This window comes from Enterococcus salsurae, assembly GCF_054784955.1.
This window is the reverse complement of the sequence record NZ_BAAHWY010000006.1, coordinates 81,755-107,490: the sequence shown is the minus strand read 5'-3', so window position 1 is coordinate 107,490 and position 25,736 is coordinate 81,755. Positions and strand designations below refer to the sequence as shown.

The window sequence follows — 25,736 nt, the reverse complement described above, 5'->3', positions numbered from 1 at the left end:
TTAAAACGCCCCCTTGTCAAATGGATCATCATAGTCATTTTGACTAATTTCGCCAAAGGCGTCTTTTTCTGGACCATGGTTCATTTCACGTCGGACAAGATAAATCATCGTTGCACCCAATCCAGTAAACAATAAGAAGTAAACGATATTGGAAATCATTAATGAAGTAGCCGATACATTTGGCGACACACTATCTTCAATAGTAAACAACCCATAAACAGTCCACGGATAGCGTCCCAATTCTGTGATCAACCAGCCAGCAGTGTTGGCCAAGAATGGTGTGAACAGCGTAAGGCCAGTCACCCAAAGTAGCCAGCGCTTCTCAAAGAGCCAAGGTTTCTTCTTACGCGTGAAGAACAGTCCTAAACCGGATACCAGCAGCATCAATGCCCCAAATCCAGCCATCACACGGAAACTCCAGAATAATGTATTCACAGGGGGATAATAATTCCGCTCCCCATAGCGGGCGATCAAATCTTGATTGACAGTATCCATCCCATCGATCGATCCGAACGGTTCATTAAAAGCCAAAATACTGAGCATATAAGGAATAGACACACCAAACACTTGATAATGCTCAGCCTCATTCGCCCAAGCCACCACAGTCCAGGCAGCCGGGCTGCCAGTATCTTCATACGCACCTTCCATCGCCGCAAATTTCATTGGTTGTTCTTCTACTAGATACTTCATTTGTTCATCTCCAGCAAGCAACACCGTAAATGAACCAAATAATGCCACGGCAAAACCAATACGCATTGATTTTTTGAAGAACTCGCGGTCGATATCTTGGTCTTTTTTCAACAAACGAAAAGCTGATAAACCTGCTACGATGATCCCGCCCATAGCGATTGCGGCCGTGATCACGTGAAAAAATTCATACCAAACTTGCGGGTTGGCTAACAAAGCGCCAAAATCGGTCATTTCTGCCCGACCGTTATTCAATGTATATCCTACTGGATGTTGCATAAAACTGTTGGCAGCCAAAATCCAGAAGGCTGACAGCATCGATCCTAAGGTAACCAACCAAAAGAACGTCACATGCACTTTCGGACTCACACGATCCCAAGTAAAGATCCATAATCCTAAGAAAGTCGACTCCAAAAAGAACGCCAACAAAGCCTCTAAAGCCAAAGGGGCACCGAAAATATCCCCAACAAATCGTGAATAATCAGACCAGTTCATCCCAAATTGAAATTCTTGAATGATTCCAGTCACCACACCAACAGCAAAACTCAATAGAAAAATATTGCCCCAGAACTTCGTCATGCGTTTATATTTTTCATCTTTTTTTATCACATATAGTGTTTCCATAATTGCTACAACAACACCCGTACCAATAGAAAAAGGCACAAAAAAGTAGTGAAAAATCGTTGTCATGGCAAACTGGATCCGTGCTAATGTCACATAATCCATTTTACATCCTCCTAAACTCTAACCAAATAAATGATAATAATTCCAATGAAAGAAAAATTCCAATTACGAATATACTCCTCTCATACTAAAAAAAGAAGCAACTTGCTTGCTATTATCGATTTTTAATCACTTCCTTTCTGATTCTTAAACATAAGGCGGCTTCATAGGCTTGTCAATCATTTTTTTGCAAAAAAACCTACTATTTATGTTTATATTTTACCACCAATAATTGGTTAATACCAATTATTGACACTTTGTCACCCTCTGCTTATTTAACACTCTTTTCACACAGAAAGCAACGGGTCATTTAATAAAAGACCTGGAAAATTATCTGTCAGCACCAATTGCTTGAGTTCTCGATACTCAGCCAATTGTTTTTTGAACCCTAAACGTTCCAGCCAGAATAGTGTTTCATCCATACGTTCTTCTGCCAGGGCTTCCCCTTTTAACCAAGCCACCCAACCTTCATAAAAAGGCAAAAAAACAGCTTCCTTGACATGTTCTTCTTGCGCGACCCGTGTGCGCCAAAGCAGGAAGGTTTTTTCAGCATAGTCGCTTTCCTTCAATAAACAAAATATCGAAAAAATCGCCGTCAAGGTTTCATAGAAGATATCCTGATTTCCTGGCAGTTTGGCAAACTGATCACTTTTCTTGATAGCAACCTGGAGACAACGCCACAACAAAGGCGCTTCCATAGAAACCCCCACACGTGCGAATAGCCGCAGTTCATAGACACCCCAAGTATCGGTGTTGAGTAAATATTGTTTTGCGCCAGATAGACAGGCACTATACTTTTCGCGCGCTGCCAACGATGGCAATCCACTAAAAATATCTTTCTTCATACAGTAGTCAAAATGAAATAATTGCAGCAAATGGTCGATCTCTAGTGAATAGTGTTGTTGCTGGTATAGGCATAATGATCGATATTTCTCTGCTAATCCTTGTAATTCTCCTACGTCACTAATCTCACCCATCGCCGCTACATAATCTAGGATCTCAGCCTGTATTGGAGAAAGGGTTTGCCCCGTTTGCAACAACTGAAACTCATCAAAACGGACTTCAAGTTTGTCCAGCAAACGATGAAAGCGTTCGCAAGATATCGTGGTTTTGTCATTCTCAAATTGCGACAACAACGACAAAGATAACTGTTCATCCACCAGTTCCTTCAATAATAGACCTTTACTCTTTCGGATTGCTTTGATTGTTGCACCATAACTTTGCATGTAATCCACCTTCTTTTTCAATATATTGAATTTTAGACATCCTCTATCCTATTAGGCGGTATGCTCTAATTATCTTATAGAAACGAGGAAGAAGCTATGGTAACCCCTATAAAAAAGCAAATGCTTCACGTGAAACATTTACAAAAAAGCTTCAAAGACAATACCGTTTTGGAAGATGTCACCTTTGACGTCACTTCTGGCGAAGTTTTTGTCTTACTAGGGTCAAACGGCGCTGGAAAAACTACTCTAGTCAAAATTTTGTCCACCATCCTACCTTTTGATCAAGGAACCGCGTGTATCAACGAGATCGACTTGACCAAAGATCCGGCAGCGATTCGCGAGAAAATCAGCCTGACAGGTCAATTTTCCGCCGTCGATCAAGAACTGACCGGCCGAGAAAACTTGCTGATGATCGCTGCTTTGCGCCATGTCAAAAACAAACAGGAGATCGTGGAAGATTTGTTAACGCGTTTTGATTTGGTGGATGCCAGCAATCGATTAGTCAAAGATTACTCGGGCGGAATGCGCCGGCGCTTAGACATCGCCATGAGTTTTATCGGCGAGCCTGACCTGCTCTTTTTGGATGAACCAACGACAGGTTTAGACCCGCAAAACCGCTTAGCCACATGGCACATGATCAAAGAGATCGCAGCGCAAGGACGAACGATTTTTCTGACGACCCAATACTTAGAAGAAGCTGAATTTTTAGCAGACCAAGTTGCCATTTTGCATGAAGGGAAAATCATCTTGCAAGGAACACCAACTGAACTAAAAAAACTGCACCCTTCGCAGACGATGGAAATCAGCGTACTGACGAAAGAGCACTTGCAGACATTGCGTCAGCATCTTTCTGACGTTCCATTACAAGTCAATGTGTCCAATCTCTCTCTGACATTGCCCGTCAGCCAAGACTTCCATCATGCCTTCACACTTTTACAAGATCTCAACCAATTACCGATCACCATCACCAGCTTTAGTCAAAAGAACGTTTCTTTAGAAGATATCTTTCTGACACTTGTCCAAGGAGGAACCCAATGAAAGCTATTCTAGAAACCAACACCTTATTCAAACGTAATCTCTTGCTATCGATGCGCAGTATGGAAACCTTGCTGAGCGGTATTTTGACCCCAGCGATTTTAATGATCCTCTTCGTCTATGTCTTTGGCGGAGCCATGCACGTCGGCGATACCGCTTATGTCGATTTTGTTGTTCCCGGTGTCCTCGTTCAGTGTATCGCCCAGAGTGCCTCCTCCGTTGGGGTAACTGTTACGGAAGACTTAAAATCTGGCATGGTGGAACGGCTGATGACCTTGAACATTTCTAAATCAGCTTTTTTAAATGGCCATGTCTTCGCCGCGACGCTACGGAGCTTGATCAGTACCTTGGTCGTGTTGAGCGTTTCTCTGCTCATCGGTTTTCGCCCACAAGCCACAGTTGCTGGGTGGGGGCTTGCAGTCCTATTGATCTTTTGCTTCACCTTCGCCTTTACTTGGATCTCAGTTTTGGTTGGACTCATCGCCAAAAGTCCCGAAATGGCTGCTTTGTTCACTGTCTTGATCACCCTTTTGCCCTACTTAAGTTCCGGTTTCGTCCCAACGGAAACCATGCCGCGCCCGTTAGCCATTTTTGCTGAATACCAACCAATGTCGCCAATCATCCATGCCCTTCGCGCCCTGATGATGCAACAACCACCTGCTCCATTGCTTCAAGCCTTCATTTGGTGCGGTGGAATCACTATCGTGAGCTGGTGCACGGCAACTGTTATATATCAGCGCCGCGTGTTACGGGAGTAGCCATTTTTTATGACACCTATAAAAAAAGAAGCAACAGTCCCTCGACCGTTGCTTCTTTTGACACTTATTTAATCTAAATTCTCACCATTTGTTGCAATCACTTGCTTGTACCAATCAAATGATTTTTTCTTCGAACGATCCATTGTGCCGTTGCCTTCATCATCAAAATCAACATAGATAAAGCCATAGCGCTTGCTCATTTCACCGGTTGATGCACTGACAAGGTCAATACAGCCCCATGGGGTATAACCAATCAAGTCTACACCATCTTCAATCGCTTCACCCATCGCTTCGATGTGGCGGCGCAAGTAATCGATGCGGTAATCATCTTCAATCGTCCCATCTTCAGTGAACGTATCGATAGCCCCTAATCCATTTTCAACAATGAACAATGGTTTTTGATAACGATCATACAACTCATTCAAAGCAATGCGTAATCCCTCAGGGTCGATCTGCCAACCCCATTCGCTCGCTTCTAAGAATGGATTGCGCACACCGCCTAGCAAATTGCCTTGCACTTCATCCACTTCCTCAGTGGTCACATCTACAGCAGAAGACATGTAATAACTGAAGCCTACATAGTCCACTGTGTATTGTGCAATCAAGGCCAAATCTTCTTCCGTAATGTCAAGATCCGCACGATCAACACCATATTCTTTGTACAAACGATCTGTGAATGCTGGATACTTCCCACGGACTTGAACATCTGCACAATAATAGTTGAAGGCTTGGTTATGAATCAATGTTGCCGTTTGGTTGATTGGATTTGCATCGATACTATACGTTGTTGCATAAATGATCATACACCCAATTTGTAAATCTGGATTCAATTCATGACCGATTTTCACCGCTTTACTGCTTGCTACAAATTGATTGTGCCAAGCTTGAATCACATTTGTGAAGTTGTCCGCCCCTGTACTGTTGACCATCCCTTGGCTCAACGCAGAGAAGTGAAAAGCTGAATTGATTTCGTTGAATGTCATCCAATATTTCACTTTACTGTGGAAACGTTCCAATACCACCTTGGCAAAATGTTCATAAAAATCGATCAAAGCCCGATTTTTCCATCCACCGTACGCTTTTGCCAAATGCAATGGCATTTCATAGTGAGAAATCGTGATCACAGGTTCAATCCCATACTTCAAGCATTCATCGATCAAGGCATCATAGAAAGCCAATCCGGCCTCATTCGGTGTGGTTTCATCTCCTTGCGGAAAAATACGTGTCCAAGCAATCGAAAAACGATAGCTCTTGAAACCCATTTCTGCAAACAAGGCAATATCTTCTTTAAACCGATCGTAATGGTCAATACCGCGATGATTTGGATACGTATATGTGTCTTCATCGATCGTCCAGTCAAACGTATCACTGCCTAAAATGGCTAAACGCTGTTTGCCCCCAGGCATTGCGTCTGCTACAGATAGTCCTTTGCCATCGCGATCAAATGCACCTTCTAATTGATTGGCAGCCGTAGCACCGCCCCATAAGAAATTCTCTGGAAATTTTGACATTTTCTCTACTCCTTCACTTATCTTATTTTTTAGTCAATACACAAGTGTCGCCTCATATTGACCGTTTCAACCATATAAAAAGCCCAGATAAACATAAAAAACCTAAATAAGAGCCGCTGCAAAGAGCGTTATCTTATTTAGGTTTTGCCTGATCGAGTCAGTAACAATCCAACGTGGGTTTTCTTGGATTAACTATACCATGAAGTATAAGGCTTGTCATCTTAAAATCGCTTACTTTTCTTTACAAATCAATGATGCTCTTATCAAATGACATTGCGCAACAATTTTGACTAAACAGTCTCTGTTGTCGTACTAACCGTTTCAACTTGTGCTGCTTGTGTTACAGCTTCGGCCGCAGCTTCTGATTTTAATTTTTCCTTATCTAAGATTTTAACAAAAGGAATATATAAGACGCAGCCAGCTAGAACACAAACCACTTGCAAGACAGCAATCTGCCAACCACCGGCTAAGAATCCGTTTAGAAAAATTGGTGTCCCAAACGGTACTTGCACGCCACTTAGGCGAGGTGCGATACCGCTCCAAATAGCTAAATAGGCAACTGACACCTGAACCAACGGTGTTAAAATAAACGGAATTGCCATGATTGGATTCAAAATCAACGGTAAGCCAAAAATCATTGGCTCATTGATTGTAAATAGACCTGGGACTGCACTTAGATTTGCGACTGTTCTTGATTGTTTGGACTTCGCAATCAGTAGAATCACAATAACTAACGATAAAGTTCCACCTGCGCCTCCAATACCTGCAAATAGATCATAGAAAGATTTGCTCAAGATATTTGGTAACTCTGATCTAGCTACACCTGAAGCCAAGGCGTCCATATTCTCCACATCCATCGGTAAATATAAAGCTGTAATAAAACTCCCAACTACTAATGAACCATGGATGCCAAAGAACCAAAGAGCCATTTGGATCAAGACGATCACTAACAAAGAGCCAACACTTGAAGATAAGCTTTGTAATGGCAAGGCTAAGATTTGATAAATAAAGTCAGAAAATGAGCCATAGGCTGTAAAACTAAAAGCCCAACTAATGATAATCGCAATGAATCCAGTAATGATCGCAGGAATCAGTCCAGCAAAAGTGTCCGTCACAAACTGCGGTACTCCTGCAGGCATTTTGATTGCAATATTTTTTTCTAAAATAAAACAATAGATTCTCGCAAACACCAATCCACAAATCATTGCGGTAAAAAGACCTTGCGCACCTAATTTACTCATATCCAAAGTGGTTGTGTCTTCTAGCGTGATTAAAGGTGTCATCATTAAAAAAGCAAACAATGACACGATCCCTGCTGGAACAGCAGATTGCTTAAATTCCGTTGCTAGTCGATGACCAACTAGAAATGATGCATATACCGAGATGACGCCTACAGTCATACTATACCCAACAGAAAAATACCCGCCAATATTGATAGATGTAATAAAATTAGTCCAACCCTGAATAGGTAAGACGGCGAGCAATAAGGCAATCGATCCTATAATATTAATAGGTAATGTTGCCATCAATCCATTTGAAATAGCTTTTAAATAGCGATTATTTGAAATCTTATCAGCAAAAACTAGGACATTATCCATATATTTTTCCATTTTTTTCACTCCTTATTTTGTATGATCAACAGGACATCTTCTTGACACATATGCGGTTTGAATATAGTGACACTATCTGAAACAGTATAACTAGGCTTGAAAAAACGTCTTTCTTTTAAATCAACGAGTGTCACATTTATAATCGATACATCTCGAAGACAAATTTTTGTATTGCTTGGCAGATAGATCAGAGAATACCGTTGATCTTCAGTAATTGCCATCCGAATCTGGGCATGTGTATCAATCAAATGTTGTTGACACGGAATCAATTGATGGATTGATAGCAATTCAAATAGTTGCTTGATATAGCCATAATCATTAGCACCCGGAAAATGCAGTGCCTCTTGCCAAATCATCGGACTGTCAAATGCTTCCCCAATATCTTCAGCAAATGCAGATTCTTGTGTTTGCCAACTCCAAATTCCATGCGCCCCATAGGTGATACCAGCCGATCCGCCGGACAAAATAGATTGCCATGCCGCTTTTCGAACATCTCGTTGCTCGAAACGACCGTAAACCTGTCTGGCAAATCCCATCTGTTCATAACAAGGTTCTGAATTGATGATTGGTAATTGTGGTTCTAAATGATAAAAGTGTTCCGCAAGGGTGAACGGCATATCTAAAAATGAATGATTGTGCCCTGATTGATATAAAAACAGATCCAAATGAGAAACAATGGATGCTGGAATGTCTTTGAACCTTCCTTTGATATGGATCGTTTTCAATGTTTCTGGCGAATGTGCTTCAAAATAATCAAACGCTTCCAAATAAGTGTCGATCGTGTCTTGTGTAGGGAAATCTGTATCCCCTCCAATAAAATATAATGGCTGAAACGCATCAAATGTATCGATGACTTGTTTGTAGTATATTTGTCGTTCTGCTTGGGAAATTATATTGATACCACCATCAAGATCACTGGCCCATGTATCTGCCACATAGTTTGACCATAGTACAACGAGCGCTAACGTGAAACCTTTTTCTTCAGCTATTTGACATAGTTTATGTGCTCTTTCAAAATATGCAGTGCGTACTTGTCCAAAATCAAATTTCTTTCCATCAATTGGGTAAGGCAGCATATCAAAAGTGCCTTTACTGCGATCCCATTGAGGAAGAATGTTGATTTGAACGGTATTAAAACCTTGTTCTTTACGCTTATCTAAATAGGTGATCCAGTCATCTTCTTGAATGCTGGTAAAAGCACTCCAACAAGTATCTGCAAGATAAAAGAAATGATGGCTATTTCTTTGTAAGGTACGATTATTTGGGCTAACTGTTAGTTTCACTTATCTATTCCCCTTTCTCATGAATGCGTCTTAATCAGGCGTATCAATATAGGCATGAAGCCACCCTTCACAAAGGGTAAACCATTGCGCCACATGCGGATTGAGATGACTTGCCTTTCGAGCAGTAGTGCGATCCCCCAGCGCCAATCCATGTTCTCCTTTTTCGAAGATATGCATTTCAAAAGGACGTTTTTTTTCTCTTAATTTAACACTCAATTTGAGAGAATGGTCAACATCTACTAACACATCTTCTGTGGTATGCCAAATGAACATCGGTGGTGTCCATTCATCCACATAATGCAGCACATTCATTTGTTGGATTATTGTATCAGTTGGCTCTTTCGTGCCAAAGAACCGTTCATTGGCCGTCAAAGGTTTATCGATCAAAGATGATGCAAACCCTAAATCATCCGGCTCAAATGCTTGATCTTGATAGACGAGCGGATAACCAGCAATCGCTAAATCAACTTTAAGATGGTCGCTGGTCACACCCAATATATCTGAAAGCATAGGGTCGTGCCATCTTGTTGCCAATTGCAAAGCCAGATGACCACCAGCAGAAAAACCGCAGACAATAATCTTTGTTTCGTCTACAAGCCATGCATCTGCCTGTGCACGAATATATTGAACTGCTTGTGCCGCTTCTATAAGTGCATTTTGCGGCACATGTTTTACTTGATCGCCTGTCGTGTACCAAAGAACGACACTATGCAAGCCTATACTATTGAATTTTAACGCAATGGCCTCTGCTTCTCGGTCACTTGTGAAGGCATAGCCTCCTCCTGGACAAACAATCACTAATGGCTTTTTTTTACCAACATTGAATTCTTGCGATTGGTGCAGCAAATATGTATCCACATATGCCGTATCATTGATTCGAAATCCTGTTGTATCCATCTTCTCTTTACTCCCCTTCCAAAGCTACAGACAAATCAATTAACCGTTTCCATTTTTCATATTTCAAACGAATCGTTGCTTGATCAGCTTCCGGCTGGATACGTTCTTGCCGCCAAGGATGCGCCATTTGTTGTGGTCTTGCCAAGGTCATTGTGCCAATCGCCGAGAATTCTTCTACTTCACTCACGATCACCTCTTTATGCAGCAATGTTGCCAACATGGTCATCAATGGGTGATTTTTTGACATCCCTCCATCGATCATGACGTGATTGATCATGCGGCCAGAGACTTCTTCCATGACATCGATGACTGCTTTGATCTGAAAAAGAATACTTTCTAAGACGGCCCGCAGTAAATCTTGCTGTGTCGTCGTACGTTTCATCCCTAAAAAGCTGGCTGTCAACTGGTTATGCCAAAATGGTGCCCCCATCCCTTGTAACGCTGGCACAAAATAGATTGCTTCATCTGTATCGCGAACCAATACTTGATCGCAAATCGAGGCAACGTTTGGCAATGGTGCAATCTGTTCACTGAACCAGTTGATGGCATCGCCGCATGAGCGAATAATACCTTCTAATGCGAACGCACAGTCTTTTTCTGTTTGCCAGGCAGTAGTGGTCAAAATGCGTTGATCCCTTAACTGGTTTTGCTGCTGTACTTGCATCATGATCGAGCAGCCTGTACCCATAGTGATTTTGACATCGCCGACTTCTTTGCACCCTTCACCAAACAATGCAGCCTGTGAATCAGCCAATACACCTACGATCGGAATCGTTTGATAATACCCAAAAATGGCATCTGCCGGGGTCAATTTGGGCAGATCTATCACGTCAATCCCAAATAATTCGATCAATGCCGGATCCCAATCCATCGTCGAAATATTATACAATAATGTCCGACACGCATTGCTTGCTTCAGTAGCAAAGGTTGCCCCTTCAGTCAAGTTCCATAGCAGCCAACTATCCATAGTGCCAATCGCCAAATCACCGCTTCCCGATTTTTCTTTGATTGCATTGATTTCTTTGACCAACCAGTTGATTTTGGTTCCGGAAAAATAGGGGTCGATCCTTAAACCGGTTTTTTGATTGATCATTGGTTCAAGACCTTTGGCAATCATCTCTGCGCAAATCCCAGCACTGCGGTTGCACTGCCAGACAATGGCATTATACAAAGGTTTGCCGGTACTACGGTCCCAAGCTACGATCGTTTCTCTTTGATTGGTGATCGATATTGAGGCAACCTCTGCTGCTGTAATTTCTTTTTCCGTGAATACATCACTTAAAAGTGTTTGTACATTGTGCCAAACTTCAAGCGGGTCATGTTCGACCCACCCGACCTTGGGATAAATCTGCTGATGTTTCTTGTCTTTGCGATAACCTATCCGGCCATTCTCAAACAAGAGCAACTTGGTACCAGACGTACTTTGGTCTAAAACAATTTGGTACGGTTTCTCCATATCACCCTCCAATGAACGCTCGCGCTGTTTTGGCAATCGATGCGCCATCTAAGCCATAGTGCGCAAACAATTCAGGTCCAGAACCGGTGATCAGTGCCTCGTCAGGAAAAGCCACGATTTTTTGGCGAATTCCGGTTTCTGCAGCCAGCACTTCCGCCACTGCTGCCCCTAAACCGTTATACAGGCTATGTTCTTCAACTGTGATTACGACACCTGTTTTTTTGGCTACTCGCAGTACGGCTTCTTGATCGAAAGGCTTCAAGGAATGGACGTTCAAGACTGTCGCTTCGATCCCTTGCTCAGTGAGTAGTGCGGCAGCATCTAATGCTTGTCGCACTGTTTCACCAGTGGCAATCAATGTGACATCTGCGCCAGTGCGCATTTCCACAGCTTTTCCAATTTCAAAAGAATAATCCGTAGATGGATAGCAATCTTCCACGGGATTTCTGCCCAAGCGAATATAGGCAGGGGCATCTGATTGTGCCAATGCTTTGAACATTTGAATGGTTTCAAAGCGATCTGCTGGCAGTAACACTTGCAAATTAGGAATGGCGCGGGCAACAGCAATGTCTTGCAAAGAATGATGACTCATCCCTAGCGCACCATAACTAACGCCGCCACTGATCCCTACAAGTTTGACATTTTTGTTTGAGTAGGCGACATCGACTTTGACTTGTTCGATACTCCGCATACTTAAGAAACAAGCGGGCGATGCGACAAATGGCCGTTTGCCCATGTGGGCCAATCCAGCAGCAATGCTGACAATATTTTGTTCCGCGATCCCTACTTCAACGATTTGTTCAGGTAATGTATGAGCAAAATCCGCCAATGAAGCGGAGCCGCGAGAATCACTGGTTAAGACCGTGATGGCTGGATTCTTTTTGCCCTCTTCAATGAGCACATCACACATTGCTTGACGGTTTGCTATGTTATTCTTTCCCATTGCGTAAGACCTCCATCTGCGCGTCAATTTCTGATACAGCTTGCGCGAGTTGTTCTTCAGTTGGCACTTTATGATGCCAGTGGGCTTGATTCTCCGCTTCTGAGTACCCCTTGCCTTTTACTGTTTTGGCAATGATCATTTTGGGTTTATCTTTTTGATTTGGCTGTGACAAAACTTCGACCAAAGCGACCATATCATTGCCATCAACGATATGGACATCCCAACCAAAGGCACGCCATTTCTCGTCCAATGGTTCAACAGACATGACATCTTCAGATGCACCTGTAATCTGCAACCCATTGCGGTCGATAATTGCCGTCAAATTATCCAGTTTGTAATTTGCTGCAGCCATCGCGCCTTCCCATACTGACCCTTCAGCGAGTTCTCCATCTCCCAATAGCGTGTACGTGTGGTAAGGACGCTGATCAAGCTTCCCAGCTAAAGCAATCCCAACAGAAACTGGTAACCCATGCCCTAAAGAGCCGGTATTCATTTCAACGCCATCAACTTTATTATTGGGGTGACCAATCAAACGTGAATGGAGTTGAGAAAAAGTGAGCAGTTCTTCTTTTGTCAGAAAACCTTTATCTGCCAAAACAGTCCACAATACTTCCGCCGCATGTCCTTTGCTTTGTATATATTGATCGCGATCGATCATATTTGGTTGTGTCGCATCAACATGCATGACTTGGTAATACAGTGCGACGAGGATATCCGTACAAGATAAATCTGATCCTGTATGTCCAGTTTTGGCATGATAAATCAACTTTAAGACTTCTTTACGGATTTCTAATGCTTTCAATTTCAGTGCTGTGATCTCCATGGTCAATCTCCTCTCAAATATGCTTTCACATCTTCTTCGATTGGATCATAAAAGTCGGGTTGAACCCCTAAATATTTACATGCTTCATATAAAATCGGGACTACGTTTTTTCTAACTGCCGCCACATGATGGATATATGGTCCTTCAACTAATTTGAACTCTAATCGATTGAGATTTTCAAATTCTAAATACAAATAGGTCCCTTGATTGTATGGTCCATCAATGCCCTTACCTGTGCCCATCAATAGTGAATAGGCCCCATTGTCCCCATCAAAACGACATAATGTATACTCGTCTTTGATCGCGCGAAATGCCACGGATCCCGGATAATCAAAAACAAAATGACGTTGTGGTAAAATCGGTTTTGTTTCCGCTGTTGAATATGCAAAGACCCCTAGATGCTGCAGCAATTCGCCGTTTTCATTTTCAGGATGACGACAATTTACATCGGCGAAAATCGCCCGATGTTCTCCCAAAGAAGCCGCCTCAACCAATAACTCAGAAATCGCGCCATGGACATCTGTTTCACAAACAAATGGTAAACCCTCTTCTTGTAACAAAGACAATGAAGCATAGGGTAAAATACCAATTTCATCTTGTAAAGCTGTCCAGCATTGAATAACACCTGCATTACAGCCATAGGTTTGACACAAACTTTGCAAAGCGACTTTTAGCGCAGCAACCATCTCTAAGTCTTTCCCAGAGATTTGAACTTCGGTATTGGTTTTGAAATAGGTAATGACTGCTTGCACGTCATCTGCTTGCGTCTTTTTGACTTTTTCGATTTCTTGGACCAATTCTTTGATTGGAACTGGTGACAACGAAATATTGAATCTTTCCAATAACTCGCCTTCATTACAAATCACTGTCCAAAAATCAAATGGACGTGGCCCTACTTGCAAAATACGGGTTTGCTTAAATGTTTTGACGACATTACAGACTTTGATAAAATCTTGTAAACCGCGGGCGAATTCTGGTGAATCGATATCCGAATTTTTGACATACGTAAAAGGGACTTTGAATCGACGCAATACTTTACCGATCGCGAATAGTCCACATTGTGTATCTCGCAGACGGGAGCCATCTGCCGCTGGTGTTTCATCTTTCGGGCCCCATAACAAAACAGGGACGTCTAGTTTTTTGGCCAATCGTGCGCAAGTATATTCTGTCCCAAAATTTTCATTGGCGATAAATAGACCATCTATTTTTGCAGCTTTAAATTTTTCAGCGATTTTTTCAACACCTTCATCATCATAAAGCAGACCATCTTCATTGATGTCCAAAATATCAACATAATCAATCGCTAGTTCATCCATTTTCTCACGGGTGAGATTGGCATATTCAATCGCTGCTTTTGCACTGAATAGATTTCTTCGTGTTGGTGCAAAACCGATTTTTACTTTGTCCATAAAAATCCTCCTAAAAATTTAGTTGTTTAGCTAAATGTTTATTTCATCAATAACTCTTTGTAACCGTCGTGAGCGAAATTCTTCTTCCGTTAGCAAAATAATGTGCTTATCTGGAAATGCTGATGCGACTTTATCTTGATTGAAACGTGTATGCGGTGCCAATAAAAGACAATCAAATTCTTTTCCCGTCATAAAAATTTCTGAGAAAGGCGCGGAATGAATGATGTACGCTTCATTATTTGCACCTAATTGTTCTTTTAATGCTTGCACAAGAAGCGCAGAGGATAATCCTGTCGTGCAATATAGACCAATAGTTGTCATTCTGACACTCCTTAAAATGAAATCCCTTACTTTTACACCTTCACTATATCATAAGCTAAATATTTTGCAATACTTTTAGATAAATATTTTTGTAATAAAACTAAAAAAAGACTAAACACTCCAAAAGTGTTTAGTCTTTCCTATTGTATGCTCTCGCGTTCAACGATTGTAGTCCCCACGAGCATTTTCATATGATTGGTGTCTTCTGTAGTAATTTTTTCAAACAAACGTCTTACTGCCTGGCGACCAAGATAGACTTTATCCACTTTCACTGTGGTCAAAGGCGGACTGCAAAACTCTGCCAAAGGGATATCATCGAAACCAACAATCGTTACGTTTTCCGAAGATTGCGTTTCTTTGATGGCCTTCATAGCACCGATTGCAATATTGTCATTGACCGCAAAAAAAGCCGTCGGTAATTGGCGATCGTGTGCAATCATTGATTCTAAATACACCTTCATATCCTGATAGGAACCTTCTAATGTTGGTTCAACCAAAGCTTCCGTTTCTTCATAATGAATCAAATCATGCTCTTGAATGGCTTGGAGAAATCCTTGTTTGCGTTCACGAAAATTATTGATTTGAAAAGTAGAATTGATAATGCCGATATCACAGTGCCCTTTGTCGATCATTTTCTCCACGATTTCATATGCACTGTCCCGATTATTGATTGCCACAAAATCAAAGTCTTGTGTGTTGAAAATCGTATCTAAAATCACTAATGGAACGCTGATTGATCGAAAAGCCTCCAAATCCTTTTTCTCTAACTCCGTACCTAAAAGCAATAAGCCATCTGCTGCTTCCGGCCGAATCGTTTCTAGCGGATCTTCGTTTGAAGCCAACGTGATATGAGAGATAACCAGTTCATACCCTAATGTACTGCACTCCATTTCGATCCCTCGTATGAGTTCAGAAAAGAACGGCGTATCTCCCACTACATTTCCTTGCTTATTCATCACGACAAATTTTATTTTTTGATTCTCTGTTTTTTTGATTTCCCGTTGATCAAAATAGCCCATATCTCTAGCGATTTTCAAAATCGCTTGTCTTTTTTGTTCACTGATCCCTTTGCGATTATTGATGGCATTGGATACTGTACCACTAGATACACCAGCTTGACGGGCGATATCGGAAATGACAACTTTCATCTATCCACCACTTTCTCATGTCTGTTCTAATAAAATTATATCAAAGCTGGCATCTTTTTACTACAAAAAAGCTAAATCAAACTAAATATTTTAGTTTGATTTAGCTTTTAAGCTATTACCCTTTATTCGCCACGCATTTTCACCCATATCATAAAGTGCAGTGGTGCAATGACTGTATCTTCCGCTGGGCGACCTTCAACCCCAGCACCAGTTTGATCAGCAACTAGAAGCCATTGTTCATTTTCTGCAGTTTTTGGTAAAGTCAATGTCCAATGATCTTCGCCGCTATTTGCCGCAACGATCAAGGATTGCCATGGATGCGTTGGTTCGGCATTCGGTATTTCATAAGCCACGATATTGTCAGATTGCGTGTCAAAGAAATGCATTCTGGCAGCAGTGCCCGTCGTCTTATCGCGCAACGGTGCAAAGTTTTGACGTATTTGCCAAAGACCGCGATAGAGCGCACGCAATTCTTTGAACGCCTTGGCACGTTGCCAATCCAATTGGTTGATCGCTATCGATGATCGGAAAGAGTTCTCATCGCCTGCTTTGGTACGTCCAAACTCCTCACCCGCTTGTGTCAAAACCGCTCCTTGACTTGTAAAAAGAAGTGCTGCAGCTAATTTATTCCGTGCAATCAGTGTAGCGTCTTGGGTATACACACGCTGATCAGGATCAGGTGTCATCGTAGCCACCATTTTATCCCAAAGAGTCAAATTATCGTGGACAGATGCATAAGCAATCACTTGTTGGGGAGATTTAGCCCAGCGATTCTCTGCATGATGGTCATCAAAACGTGTATTGCCTTGAATAGCAGTGGTCAAGTCATGGAGATAAAACGTTTCTTTCGTTTGTGTACGTCCGTTCATACCTTGAATAAAGGCACCGTCCGTTTCTTCAAATACATCCCCTTTGATACTGTCCCGCAAATCATCACTAAAGACGGCAATTCTCTCATCCAATGCCCAGACATTGCTTTTGTTGGCTGGAATATTCGGTGCCATGATCTGGTTGCTGCCGGCATCCCATGGTTCGCCATATAAAATAACATGCTCCAAACCTTCTTCATCTAATCGCTGGCGCAATTGATTCATCGTATCCACATCATGCAAGCCCATCAAATCAAAGCGAAATCCATCAATTTGATACTCTTTTGCCCAGAACAAGACAGAATCATGGATAAACTTGCGCATCATTTTGCGTTCTGAAGCCGTTTCATTGCCACACGCAGAACCGTCCGCAAAATCTCCCGCATTATTTTGTCGGTAGTAATAATCAGGTACCGTCAAATTAAACCATGATTTCTCCGTAATGGCCGTATGGTTAAACACAACGTCCATCACAACACCGATATTTTCTTGATGCATTGCTTGAATCATTTGTTTACACTCACGAATACGTACGGCTGGATCATACGGATCTGAAGCGTACTTCCCTTCAGGAGCATTATAATTCTTAGGATCATAGCCCCAATTATACGTTGTTGATGTTTCATCATTGTCATAGTCAAACATCGGCAATAAATGAACATAATTAATACCCAATTCCTTTAAATAGGCCATACCTGTCGCTTGCTCTGGATCGTTCAAAAGATGTGTATCTGGCTCCGTGAATGCCAAGTATTTGCCGCGATTTGCTGCTGAGATGCCACTATTCGCAGCACTGCTGAAATCTTCCACATGCAATTCCCAAATATACGCATCTGTGATAGCATCAGGTACTGTATAATTTGTTTCTAGCCAGCCTTTAGGATTGGTCGTGCGCAAATCAAGAATCGCACCACGATCTCCATTGATCCCTACAGCTTTCGCATATAAATCAACGGTTTCCACCTTTTCAGTGCCACGAGTGATACGATAGGTATAAAACAATCCGTGGATATCTTGTTTCGTTGTCGCTGACCAACAGTTATCTGCTTGTGTCATCGGAACTGTCATCAACTGATCTGCCTTACCAACTTCACCACTTTGGTAAATAATCACTTCTATTGCCTCTGCTTCAGGCGACCAACATTTAAAAGTCGTTTGGCGCTCTTGAAAGGTGACGCCTAAATCATTGCCTTGATACGTGTGTTCTTCCAAAAAACCGATCCGTTGATCGATTTGTATTTTTTTTAATCCGTAAATGCCTGTTTGTTCCAATGTTTTCTCTCCGTTTCTATCTTCAACAGTTTGTCTTCGATCTTGCTTCCTTAGTCTACCTTCTCATATTTCCTGAAAAAAGCCAATAGTAAAACACAGCGCAAGTATAGCCATCCGCTGATGCTGAAAAAACAAGCACTATATAGTCCGAATATAAATAAATAGGGTGATAACAACATCAGAAAAAAAGGAAGCAGTGTGAGGCTGTGCAACAAAATAGATCTGAATGGATGTTTTATGAGTAATTTGACATCAGTGGTGAGGATAGACCGTAAACTACTGTCATACCTCGCTAAAGAGAAGAATACACATTGAAATAGATGAAAACAAATGATCGTACTGATACTTAATCCGATGATCCATCCATTAAGCAATTGATTCATTTGTATATAATACAGCCAGTTCACGCCTAATAACCACACAAATAATAGCAGTGTGATCCATACTACACTGCTCTTGACAAATGACTGGCGAAATACGTGTAAAAACCTTGGCACGATTGCTACTTCTTTCCCTTGTATAAGTTGAAGGAGAACATGAAACCCAGCTGTCTGGGCAGCACCGATCGTGACGATCGGTATACTACTCAACAAAATCAACGCGTTTATGATCAGTAGCTGCCCAAACTTAGTAAATATTCGCGCGATCCATCCTTCTGAATGAAAAAAATAAATCATTTTAGATTACTCCTTCACCGAGCCAACCACAATACCTTGGACAAAGTATTTTTGCAATAGTGGATAGATAATCAACAAAGGCACTACAGCAACGACGATTTTTGCAGCATTTAAATTACGATCAGAAACAGCCAGTAAGCTTTGCAATTGTTCTGAACTTAAGTTACCTGCCCGCTGCATCGTTTCAGCGATATTGACTGACAAAGATTGAATATAGGTCATCAAAGGATAATTTTCAGTTTTTGTCATATAGATCAAACCGCTAAAGAAATCATTCCAGCTACCTACAATACTGAACAAAGAAACTGTCGCTAAACATGGTAACGACATGGGGATATAAATACGGGTCAAAATCTGCAATGGGTTTGCACCATCGATACGGGCAGACTCCTCAAGAGACTTAGGGATACCGCGAAAAAAGTTCATCACCAAAATTACACTACCAATTGGCACTGCACTTGGCAAAATCAACGACCACACTGTATTCAACAAACCCAAATTTCGCACAACCAAGTATGAAGGAATCATCCCCCCACTGAACAGCATCGCAAAAACCATGATTCCCATCAAGACACGACGCAAGCGAAACACTTTTTTTGTTTTTGATAATGGATAAGCCATCGTAACGATCATCACCAAGTTTAATAGCAGTGAAACGACCACACGAAAAACAGAAATGTTGAATGAACGCCAGAACTGCTGATCACCCATGATCCGTTCGTAAGCCGCAAAGGTCAGATCGACTGGCCATAAACCAACGCTATTGGCTGCTACAGCGTGACTGCTGCTCAAGGACATTGCCACTACGTTCATCATCGGAATCAAACAAGAGAGTGCCAATAAAATGACAATCACATAAATGATTCCATGACGTAAGCTAAATTTTTCTTTCATTTGTTTTTTTCCTTTCCTAGAACATCACTCGATCGGTTTTCTTTTCAGCAATCTTATTCGATGTATAAATCAATATAAGACCAATCACAGATTTAACCAACCCAACTGCCGTACCAAGGCTGTAATCTCGGCCAATCAAGCCAATTCGATAAACATACGTGTCAATGATATCCCCACTTTGATAAACCACTGGAGAATATAAATTGTAGATTTGATCGAAGCCAGCATTCAAAATATTCGGTAAAGATAAAATAGTCATTAAAAGGATAAATGGCAGCATACCTGGCAAAGTAACATGCCAGACTTTTTTCGACCAACTTGCACCATCCATTGTTGCCGCTTCGTACAAGCCAGGATCGATTGCTGTAATTGCTGCTAAATAAACAATCGAACTATACCCAAAGCTTTTCCACACATCGGTTCCGATCAGTAAACGAGGAAACAATTGATTATTTCCTAAGAAGTTCAATGGTTCCAGCCCAAAATTTTGTAGAATCTGATTGATTGTTCCATCTAAGCTGAATAAATTAACAACGACCGATGCTAAAATAACCCAAGATAAAAAATGAGGTAAATAAACAATCGTTTGAATCGAACTTTTCAACCATTTCATTCGCACCTCATTCAATAGAATCGCAAATAAAATCGGAACGATTGTATTAAAGACAATTTTCCAAAATGCGATAAAAATCGTATTCTGCGTAACTAAAAAGATATCTGGCAAACTAAATAAATAGCGAAAATGTTCCAACCCGACAAATTCCGAGCCCAACACCCCTTTTGCGGGGACATAATCCTGAAAGGCCATCAACAAACCAAACATAGGCCCATAAGAAAAAATTAAAATAAATATAATACCGGGAATAATCATGCCTAGAAAAAACAATTGATCTTTAGCAAAAATGCGTTTCTTTTTCTGGTTGACTACTTTCTCAGATGAAAGCTCCATTTCTTCACTCCTTTGACTTTAACGAACTGAGTAAAACCAAAAAACCGATCAACTATTGGAAATCAGCCGCACGTAACGTCCTGTCGACTTCATTCATCTATGATCGGAAGTTTGGCAACATGATTTGATTTAAGGTACAAGATACCTACTCTCTTGCGTCAACGACCTCTTGCATTTCAGCTAGGATCGCAGCACCACCTTGGTTGTTCCAAGTTTCGACATACGTATCAAAATTGTTTAATGATTCTTCGCCAGTAATAAACTTGATAAATGTTTCTTCTTCCAGTTTACCTACCTGTGCGCCATTACGTTCATTGGCTTCAATAGTATCAAATCGTGGTGGGATCACTTCATCCAAGATACCTTGCTCTCTCACGCCACCCATCACATTATTGACCGCCAAATACCTAGAAGCAAAGCGCGTCCAATCAACTGGATCCGTATCTTCCGGCGATTCTAATGTCTGTTTGATCTTTTCGGCATTATCCTTGATAAAGAAATTAGAAATATCATCCATATCTATTTTGCCTAAGGCCGCATTTGAGGCTTCTACCGCATTATCGATTTCACTGTAAGCTTTTAAAAATACGACATTCCACGGGCGAACCGTGCCATCGACATCAATTTTGGCATAATCGTATATTTCTGGAAATTCCGCTTCTATGTCTTCTGATTGAGCGACTTCGCCATAGATCAAATTGATCATTTCCATGATTTTCTCAGGTTCTGAGAATCCTTTTCGGACCACGATATATTGACCCGTTCCTCGGTTTGCTATTGCATTGACTCTTCCATCACCATTGGCATTTTCAACAGCATAAGGCACGAACGCTGCATTCGGATCATTTTGCTTTGCTTGAACCAAACCCCAATCTGGCATATGCCATGGGCCAAAAATCACACCAGATTCACCATTGACCATCATTGCATGGATATCATCATACGTACGTGTACCAAATTGCGGATCCATGAACCCCTCATCTTGCCACTCTTTTAGCAGCGTCAACGCTTGTTTCATTTCATCTGTATTGGATCCATAATACATTTGTCCGTTTTCATCTTGAAGATATGATTTAGGATAGGCGCCAAATGCGTTCATGATCGCTGTCCCAGTATATGCTGTTCCACCATGACCCGAGGAAGAAAGCCAGAATGCGAGTGGTAGTCCTAATGCTTTGCCCGTATTCCCGAGGTCATTTTCCTGAAAAGCAATAGCTACTTCTTTTATTTCATCTAACGTAACGGCTTGATTGCCATCTTTATCTAATTCGATCCCTAGCTGATCCAACCAATCTTGACGCATCCAGACTAGATTTGGTCCAAAGTCATCGCTTGTCGAAGGAATGGCCATCAATCGATCATCAAAAGTTGCTGCCTCTAATTGAATACCATCGAAAGAATCGTAAATATCTTTCAAAAAATCATCCGCATATTCATCGAATACTTCAGTTAAGTCCTCCACTAGGTCATTGTTGACTAATTCTTCTAATTCATCGCGGCTGCCGACAATCATGGTATCTGGCAGTTCACCAGAAGCGATTGCCAAAGACACTTGCCGATCATAGTCTTCCCCATGCGCTTCAAAAGCACTTTCCAACTCAATACCCAAGCGTTCTTTGATCAATCGCGTATAGGCATTGTCCCCATAAGTATCTCCCTCAGGAAGCTTAGAGTTTGGCGCAGTTTGGCGTCCAATCGTAATGATGACATCACCATCTTCATTCGTCTTGGCTTCTTCTGAACCGCACCCTGCCAATATCGATGCTGAAGAAAATAAAGCAGCAAATGTCGCTATTCTTCTTTTCATTTTAGTCCCTCCTTATTTTTGACTCATCCACATTATACGCAAACGATTTCACTATAGATATAGCACGATTTTCAGATTTATAGCACAATCTCCAGAAAGGATAAAACGTTTACAAAATCACTGTGTATTTTCTTTCATTTATCCTTTATCATGAGAAAAGAAAACAATCCATATATTCGGTTGAAGAAAGGGAGGGAACACGGATGTATCAGTTGCTTATTGTAGATGATAGTTATGACCAAAGAGAGGTGATCAAATTTTTTGTCGCCCAGCGTGTAGAAAAATGGCTGATCCACGAAGCGAAGCATGGACGTGAAGGATGGGAAATGTTTCAAAAAGAACCATATGATTTAGTTATTACTGACGTAAAAATGCCTTTTATGGATGGACACGAATTTGCTCAGCGAATGAAAAGTAAGAGTCCTGAGACACCAATATTGTTTATTAGCGGCTACGAAGATTTTCATTTTGTCAAAAAAGCATTACAACTTCAGGCTGTTGATTATTTGCTAAAACCGCTTGATCCAGATTCCTTTAAAGAACAGATCAATAAAATGCTTGCTATCGTTCAAGCGCTGAATGATCAGAAAAAGCAAAAGAAATTAGACGATCGTCGATATTTGAAAGAGACATTGACGAAGCTTTTCCTCGGGATTCCTTGGCGAAAACTTTCTGACGAAGAGCAATCGATTGCACAATTTTTTTTAAAAAATAATGATCGTTTTACTGTGCTGCCTATACCAAAAGACAGACACAATCCAGTCCCTTTTTTGGCTGCTTTGATCAATGAACGACCCGATATCTGTTTGTTGCCTATACATTCTACACATCTCATTTTTTTCGATTCTACAGGTTTGACAAAAGAATCACCTATTAAAAAAACGATCCATGACCTTTTTTTGTCACACTTTCAGACACCTCCTACATTTGTTACTAGCGAGCCAATTAGGCATCCGATCGCCACCTACTCTATATATCATTCATTATTGATGACAGATATGCATTCTTTTTATCAACAAGAAAAGAAACAAACCTGTTTGCTGTTGCCTGACCATCACTATATCGTAAAAACGGGTATTCCCTTGAAAATCAGTACGTATATACAGCAAGGTGATATAAAAAAAATCACACAACTCATTCAAATGGTTTATGCATCCTTTGAAGCGAGTGGTAGTGAAGCACCTGCAACTGCCAAATATTACTTTGCTACGCTTTATCAAACACTTGTGGATCATGCAAATGGCTTATTGGATGCTACTTCTCTAAGACAGCAAATAAACCGAATTTTAGAAGCTGATAGCCTTGAAAAGACAATAGCCATTTTTGATGAAATTTTGTCTTTTCTCAATGAAAATATCGATCTTACTATAAATGATCATCCCAGTGGGTATGTTCGCCAAGTCAAACATTTTATTTTTTCTAATTTCCATCAGGAACTTAGCTTAGAGATATTGGCTAATGAAGTGAATATCAACCCGAATTACTTGAGTGAACTTTTTAGTAAATATGAAGGTATGGGCGTGACAAAATACATCAAGTCTTACAGAATCAAGCAAGCACAGACAAAACTAAAAAATAGCACATTCAGTATCCACTCCATCTCAAAACAGGTAGGGTTTAACCATTACTCCTACTTTTGCAGAACGTTTCGTGAAATAGTGGGTATGACACCTGATGCTTATCGAAAGAAAGGAGTCTAAATGCGCAGCAATATAAAGCAACGATTCAAAAATTTTCGTTTTCAAAAGAAAATCATTGTGATTTCCATTCTTTCCAGTATCCTCCCCTTGATTCTCTTGACTATCATAGGTGTATTTGTCATTCAATTTTTTATACAGCAACAAGAAAAAAATGCCTATGATGATAATTTAACGAGCATTCGCTATCAATTAGAAACGAGGATCACCAGTTACCAAGATAGTTTGCTCTTCTTAGCGAACAATACAAATTTGATTCAAGAGCTTTCAAAACAACGTTTCTCAAATTTTAGTCAATACGACCTATACAAAAATACAGTAGTCCCTTTATTTCAAAGTGTTACTTTTCAAAAAAATGATATTCATAAACTCACACTTTTCACATCCATGGATTTATATGATCATGGAGAGTACGTGAAGCAAATCAACGAAGAGAGTATTGTGCATGCTTTTGATCAACAAAAAACGACTGAAGTCCGTAGTTATTTTGACCGGACCAATCAGATGCTCTATTTTTATACAAATATTTTTTTAAGAGGAAATGCTATCGATACGCAAAATTTTCTTGTCTTGACGATTGAACCTGATGCGCTTTTCACACACCTTAGCGACATATCTAATGAGCCCTATGATTTGCTGGTTTATTCTGAATCAAACCACTTGCTCTTTCAATTTGACCGTCTATCCCAGCAAGAAGCGCTGCACGGCAATCAGTTGGTCAAAGCCACCTATCTACATGATGGGCCAACTACCCTAAGCAATCAGTGGCGCATTGTCTTTGTGAAGACCACTCAAACTGTGTTTAGCAGTATGTTTTATTTGATTACTGCAGCAAGTTTCATGTTTGTGATCGTATTGATCATTCTCATCCTCTCCAGCTGGTGGCTAGCCAAAACCGTAGTTCACCCCGTCAATGCTTTAACCAAACAAATGGCCGCGCTCTCCATGGAGCATTTGAAAATCGATGACTTCTATGAATCAAAGGATGAAATTGGTCAACTCTACTCGAATTTCCAGCAAATGCTCGATCAGATTCACAAATTGATCAATGACGTTTATCAATCTGAAATCAAACAAAAAAAATATGAACTACGGTCTTTACAGGCACAAATCAATCCACACTTTTTCTATAATTCGCTTGCTTTGATCAGTAATACGGCAATGATCAATCGACAACCTGAGATCAGTGAGATGGCACATCTTCTTTCCAACTTTTATCGACTCAGTTTGAACCACGGCAATAGTCGATTAACCGTCCGTAAAGAGCTAGAACTCACGGTAACATATGCCAAGATTCAACAAAAAATGCATCATCATTCTTTTGACCTGCATATAGCGATCGATGAAACGACAAAGGAATATGATATGATCAATTTATTGTTACAACCATTTGTCGAAAATGCGATTTTCCATGGCATCGATCATATAGAGGATGGACGGCGTGGTGTTTTAACTCTCCGCAGCTATTGCACAGAAGACCATTTAATATTTGAGATTCATGACAACGGACCCGGCATGTCGGAGAACCAATTGCAACTGATCACAAAAAAAACAAGCACACATTACGGTATCCATAACGTGTGCCAGCGTATCGCTTTGTATTACGGAGTTGAAGATGCCCTGTTGATCACTTCTTCACCAAAAAATGGAACACGCGTCCGCATAATGCTTCCCTTTCATTTGCCAAAAAGCTTGAACCATTCATTGATAAAATAAAAAACTGCGAAGATACGTTATCAAA

General features: G+C 40.9%; 21 protein-coding genes. 4 read left to right on the top strand and 17 right to left on the bottom strand.

The window, feature by feature from the left end:
* Both ACYVRS_RS13850 and ACYVRS_RS13845 read right to left on the bottom strand, forming a co-directional pair.
* Positions 1-1,413 carry a cytochrome ubiquinol oxidase subunit I gene (locus tag ACYVRS_RS13850; RefSeq protein ID WP_312499565.1) on the bottom strand — a complete coding sequence of 471 codons (1,413 nt, stop codon included), beginning with the start codon at positions 1,411-1,413 and terminating at the stop codon, positions 1-3.
* Positions 1,414-1,697: 284 nt separating this feature from the next.
* Positions 1,698-2,636 carry an Rgg/GadR/MutR family transcriptional regulator gene (locus tag ACYVRS_RS13845; protein WP_461198954.1) on the bottom strand — a complete coding sequence of 313 codons (939 nt, stop codon included), beginning with the start codon at positions 2,634-2,636 and terminating at the stop codon, positions 1,698-1,700.
* A gap of 96 nt (positions 2,637-2,732) precedes the next feature.
* Here ACYVRS_RS13845 and ACYVRS_RS13840 point away from each other — a divergent pair, with 96 nt between their 5' ends.
* Both ACYVRS_RS13840 and ACYVRS_RS13835 read left to right on the top strand, forming a co-directional pair.
* Positions 2,733-3,674, top strand: coding sequence for an ABC transporter ATP-binding protein (locus ACYVRS_RS13840; RefSeq protein WP_461203572.1), 942 nt, complete (start codon positions 2,733-2,735; stop codon positions 3,672-3,674).
* Positions 3,671-4,429, top strand: a complete 759-nt coding sequence (locus tag ACYVRS_RS13835) for an ABC transporter permease (RefSeq protein ID WP_461203571.1) — start codon at positions 3,671-3,673, stop codon at positions 4,427-4,429. Before ACYVRS_RS13840 ends, ACYVRS_RS13835 begins: the two co-directional genes overlap by 4 nt.
* A gap of 68 nt (positions 4,430-4,497) precedes the next feature.
* Here the strand turns inward: ACYVRS_RS13835 and ACYVRS_RS13830 are convergent, their stop codons facing one another.
* The 15 genes from ACYVRS_RS13830 to ACYVRS_RS13760 form a co-directional block, all read right to left on the bottom strand.
* A complete protein-coding gene (locus ACYVRS_RS13830) occupies positions 4,498-5,940 on the bottom strand; it encodes a glycoside hydrolase family 1 protein (RefSeq protein WP_312542333.1) in 1,443 nt (480 codons plus the stop codon).
* A gap of 290 nt (positions 5,941-6,230) precedes the next feature.
* The gene (locus ACYVRS_RS13825) at positions 6,231-7,550 is read right to left on the bottom strand and encodes a PTS sugar transporter subunit IIC (protein WP_461198949.1); all 1,320 of its coding nucleotides are present in this window, start codon (positions 7,548-7,550) and stop codon (positions 6,231-6,233) included.
* A 5-nt stretch (positions 7,551-7,555) separates the two neighbouring features.
* Complete coding sequence (locus ACYVRS_RS13820; protein WP_461203570.1) at positions 7,556-8,833, bottom strand: glycoside hydrolase family 140 protein; 1,278 nt, start codon at positions 8,831-8,833, stop codon at positions 7,556-7,558.
* Between the two features lie 30 nt (positions 8,834-8,863).
* The gene (locus ACYVRS_RS13815) at positions 8,864-9,730 is read right to left on the bottom strand and encodes an alpha/beta hydrolase (RefSeq protein ID WP_312542330.1); all 867 of its coding nucleotides are present in this window, start codon (positions 9,728-9,730) and stop codon (positions 8,864-8,866) included.
* Between the two features lie 7 nt (positions 9,731-9,737).
* The gene (locus tag ACYVRS_RS13810) at positions 9,738-11,186 is read right to left on the bottom strand and encodes an FGGY-family carbohydrate kinase (protein WP_461198945.1); all 1,449 of its coding nucleotides are present in this window, start codon (positions 11,184-11,186) and stop codon (positions 9,738-9,740) included.
* Between the two features lies 1 nt (position 11,187).
* Positions 11,188-12,129, bottom strand: a complete 942-nt coding sequence (locus tag ACYVRS_RS13805; protein WP_313510797.1) for a transketolase family protein — start codon at positions 12,127-12,129, stop codon at positions 11,188-11,190.
* Positions 12,116-12,952 (bottom strand): transketolase, encoded by an 837-nt coding sequence (locus tag ACYVRS_RS13800; protein WP_054116934.1) that lies wholly within the window; start codon positions 12,950-12,952, stop codon positions 12,116-12,118. The genes ACYVRS_RS13805 and ACYVRS_RS13800 overlap by 14 nt, the downstream gene beginning before the upstream one ends.
* A 2-nt stretch (positions 12,953-12,954) precedes the next feature.
* Entirely contained in the window at positions 12,955-14,361 is a 1,407-nt protein-coding gene (locus ACYVRS_RS13795; protein WP_312498493.1) for an L-fucose/L-arabinose isomerase family protein, read from the bottom strand.
* A 30-nt stretch (positions 14,362-14,391) separates the two neighbouring features.
* Positions 14,392-14,682, bottom strand: a complete 291-nt coding sequence (locus ACYVRS_RS13790; protein WP_054116932.1) for a PTS sugar transporter subunit IIB — start codon at positions 14,680-14,682, stop codon at positions 14,392-14,394.
* Positions 14,683-14,822: 140 nt separating this feature from the next.
* Complete coding sequence (locus ACYVRS_RS13785) at positions 14,823-15,830, bottom strand: LacI family DNA-binding transcriptional regulator (protein WP_312498490.1); 1,008 nt, start codon at positions 15,828-15,830, stop codon at positions 14,823-14,825.
* 122 nt (positions 15,831-15,952) lie between these two features.
* Positions 15,953-17,971 carry a type I pullulanase gene (gene pulA / locus ACYVRS_RS13780; protein ID WP_461203569.1) on the bottom strand — a complete coding sequence of 673 codons (2,019 nt, stop codon included), beginning with the start codon at positions 17,969-17,971 and terminating at the stop codon, positions 15,953-15,955.
* A 50-nt stretch (positions 17,972-18,021) separates the two neighbouring features.
* A complete protein-coding gene (locus ACYVRS_RS13775) occupies positions 18,022-18,648 on the bottom strand; it encodes a DUF624 domain-containing protein (protein WP_461198941.1) in 627 nt (208 codons plus the stop codon).
* A 6-nt stretch (positions 18,649-18,654) separates the two neighbouring features.
* Positions 18,655-19,542: a carbohydrate ABC transporter permease gene (locus ACYVRS_RS13770; RefSeq protein WP_312498486.1), complete on the bottom strand. Its 888-nt coding sequence runs from the start codon at positions 19,540-19,542 to the stop codon at positions 18,655-18,657.
* Between the two features lie 16 nt (positions 19,543-19,558).
* Positions 19,559-20,491 carry an ABC transporter permease gene (locus ACYVRS_RS13765; protein WP_313537274.1) on the bottom strand — a complete coding sequence of 311 codons (933 nt, stop codon included), beginning with the start codon at positions 20,489-20,491 and terminating at the stop codon, positions 19,559-19,561.
* 145 nt (positions 20,492-20,636) lie between these two features.
* On the bottom strand, positions 20,637-22,298 hold the full coding sequence (locus tag ACYVRS_RS13760; protein ID WP_461203568.1) for an extracellular solute-binding protein: 1,662 nt from the start codon (positions 22,296-22,298) through the stop codon (positions 20,637-20,639).
* Positions 22,299-22,501: 203 nt separating this feature from the next.
* Between ACYVRS_RS13760 and ACYVRS_RS13755 the strand changes: the two genes are divergently transcribed.
* Both ACYVRS_RS13755 and ACYVRS_RS13750 read left to right on the top strand, forming a co-directional pair.
* Complete coding sequence (locus ACYVRS_RS13755; RefSeq protein ID WP_461203567.1) at positions 22,502-23,998, top strand: response regulator transcription factor; 1,497 nt, start codon at positions 22,502-22,504, stop codon at positions 23,996-23,998.
* Entirely contained in the window at positions 23,999-25,711 is a 1,713-nt protein-coding gene (locus ACYVRS_RS13750) for a sensor histidine kinase (RefSeq protein ID WP_461203566.1), read from the top strand. It abuts the gene before it with no gap.
* Positions 25,712-25,736: the final 25 nt, after the last annotated feature.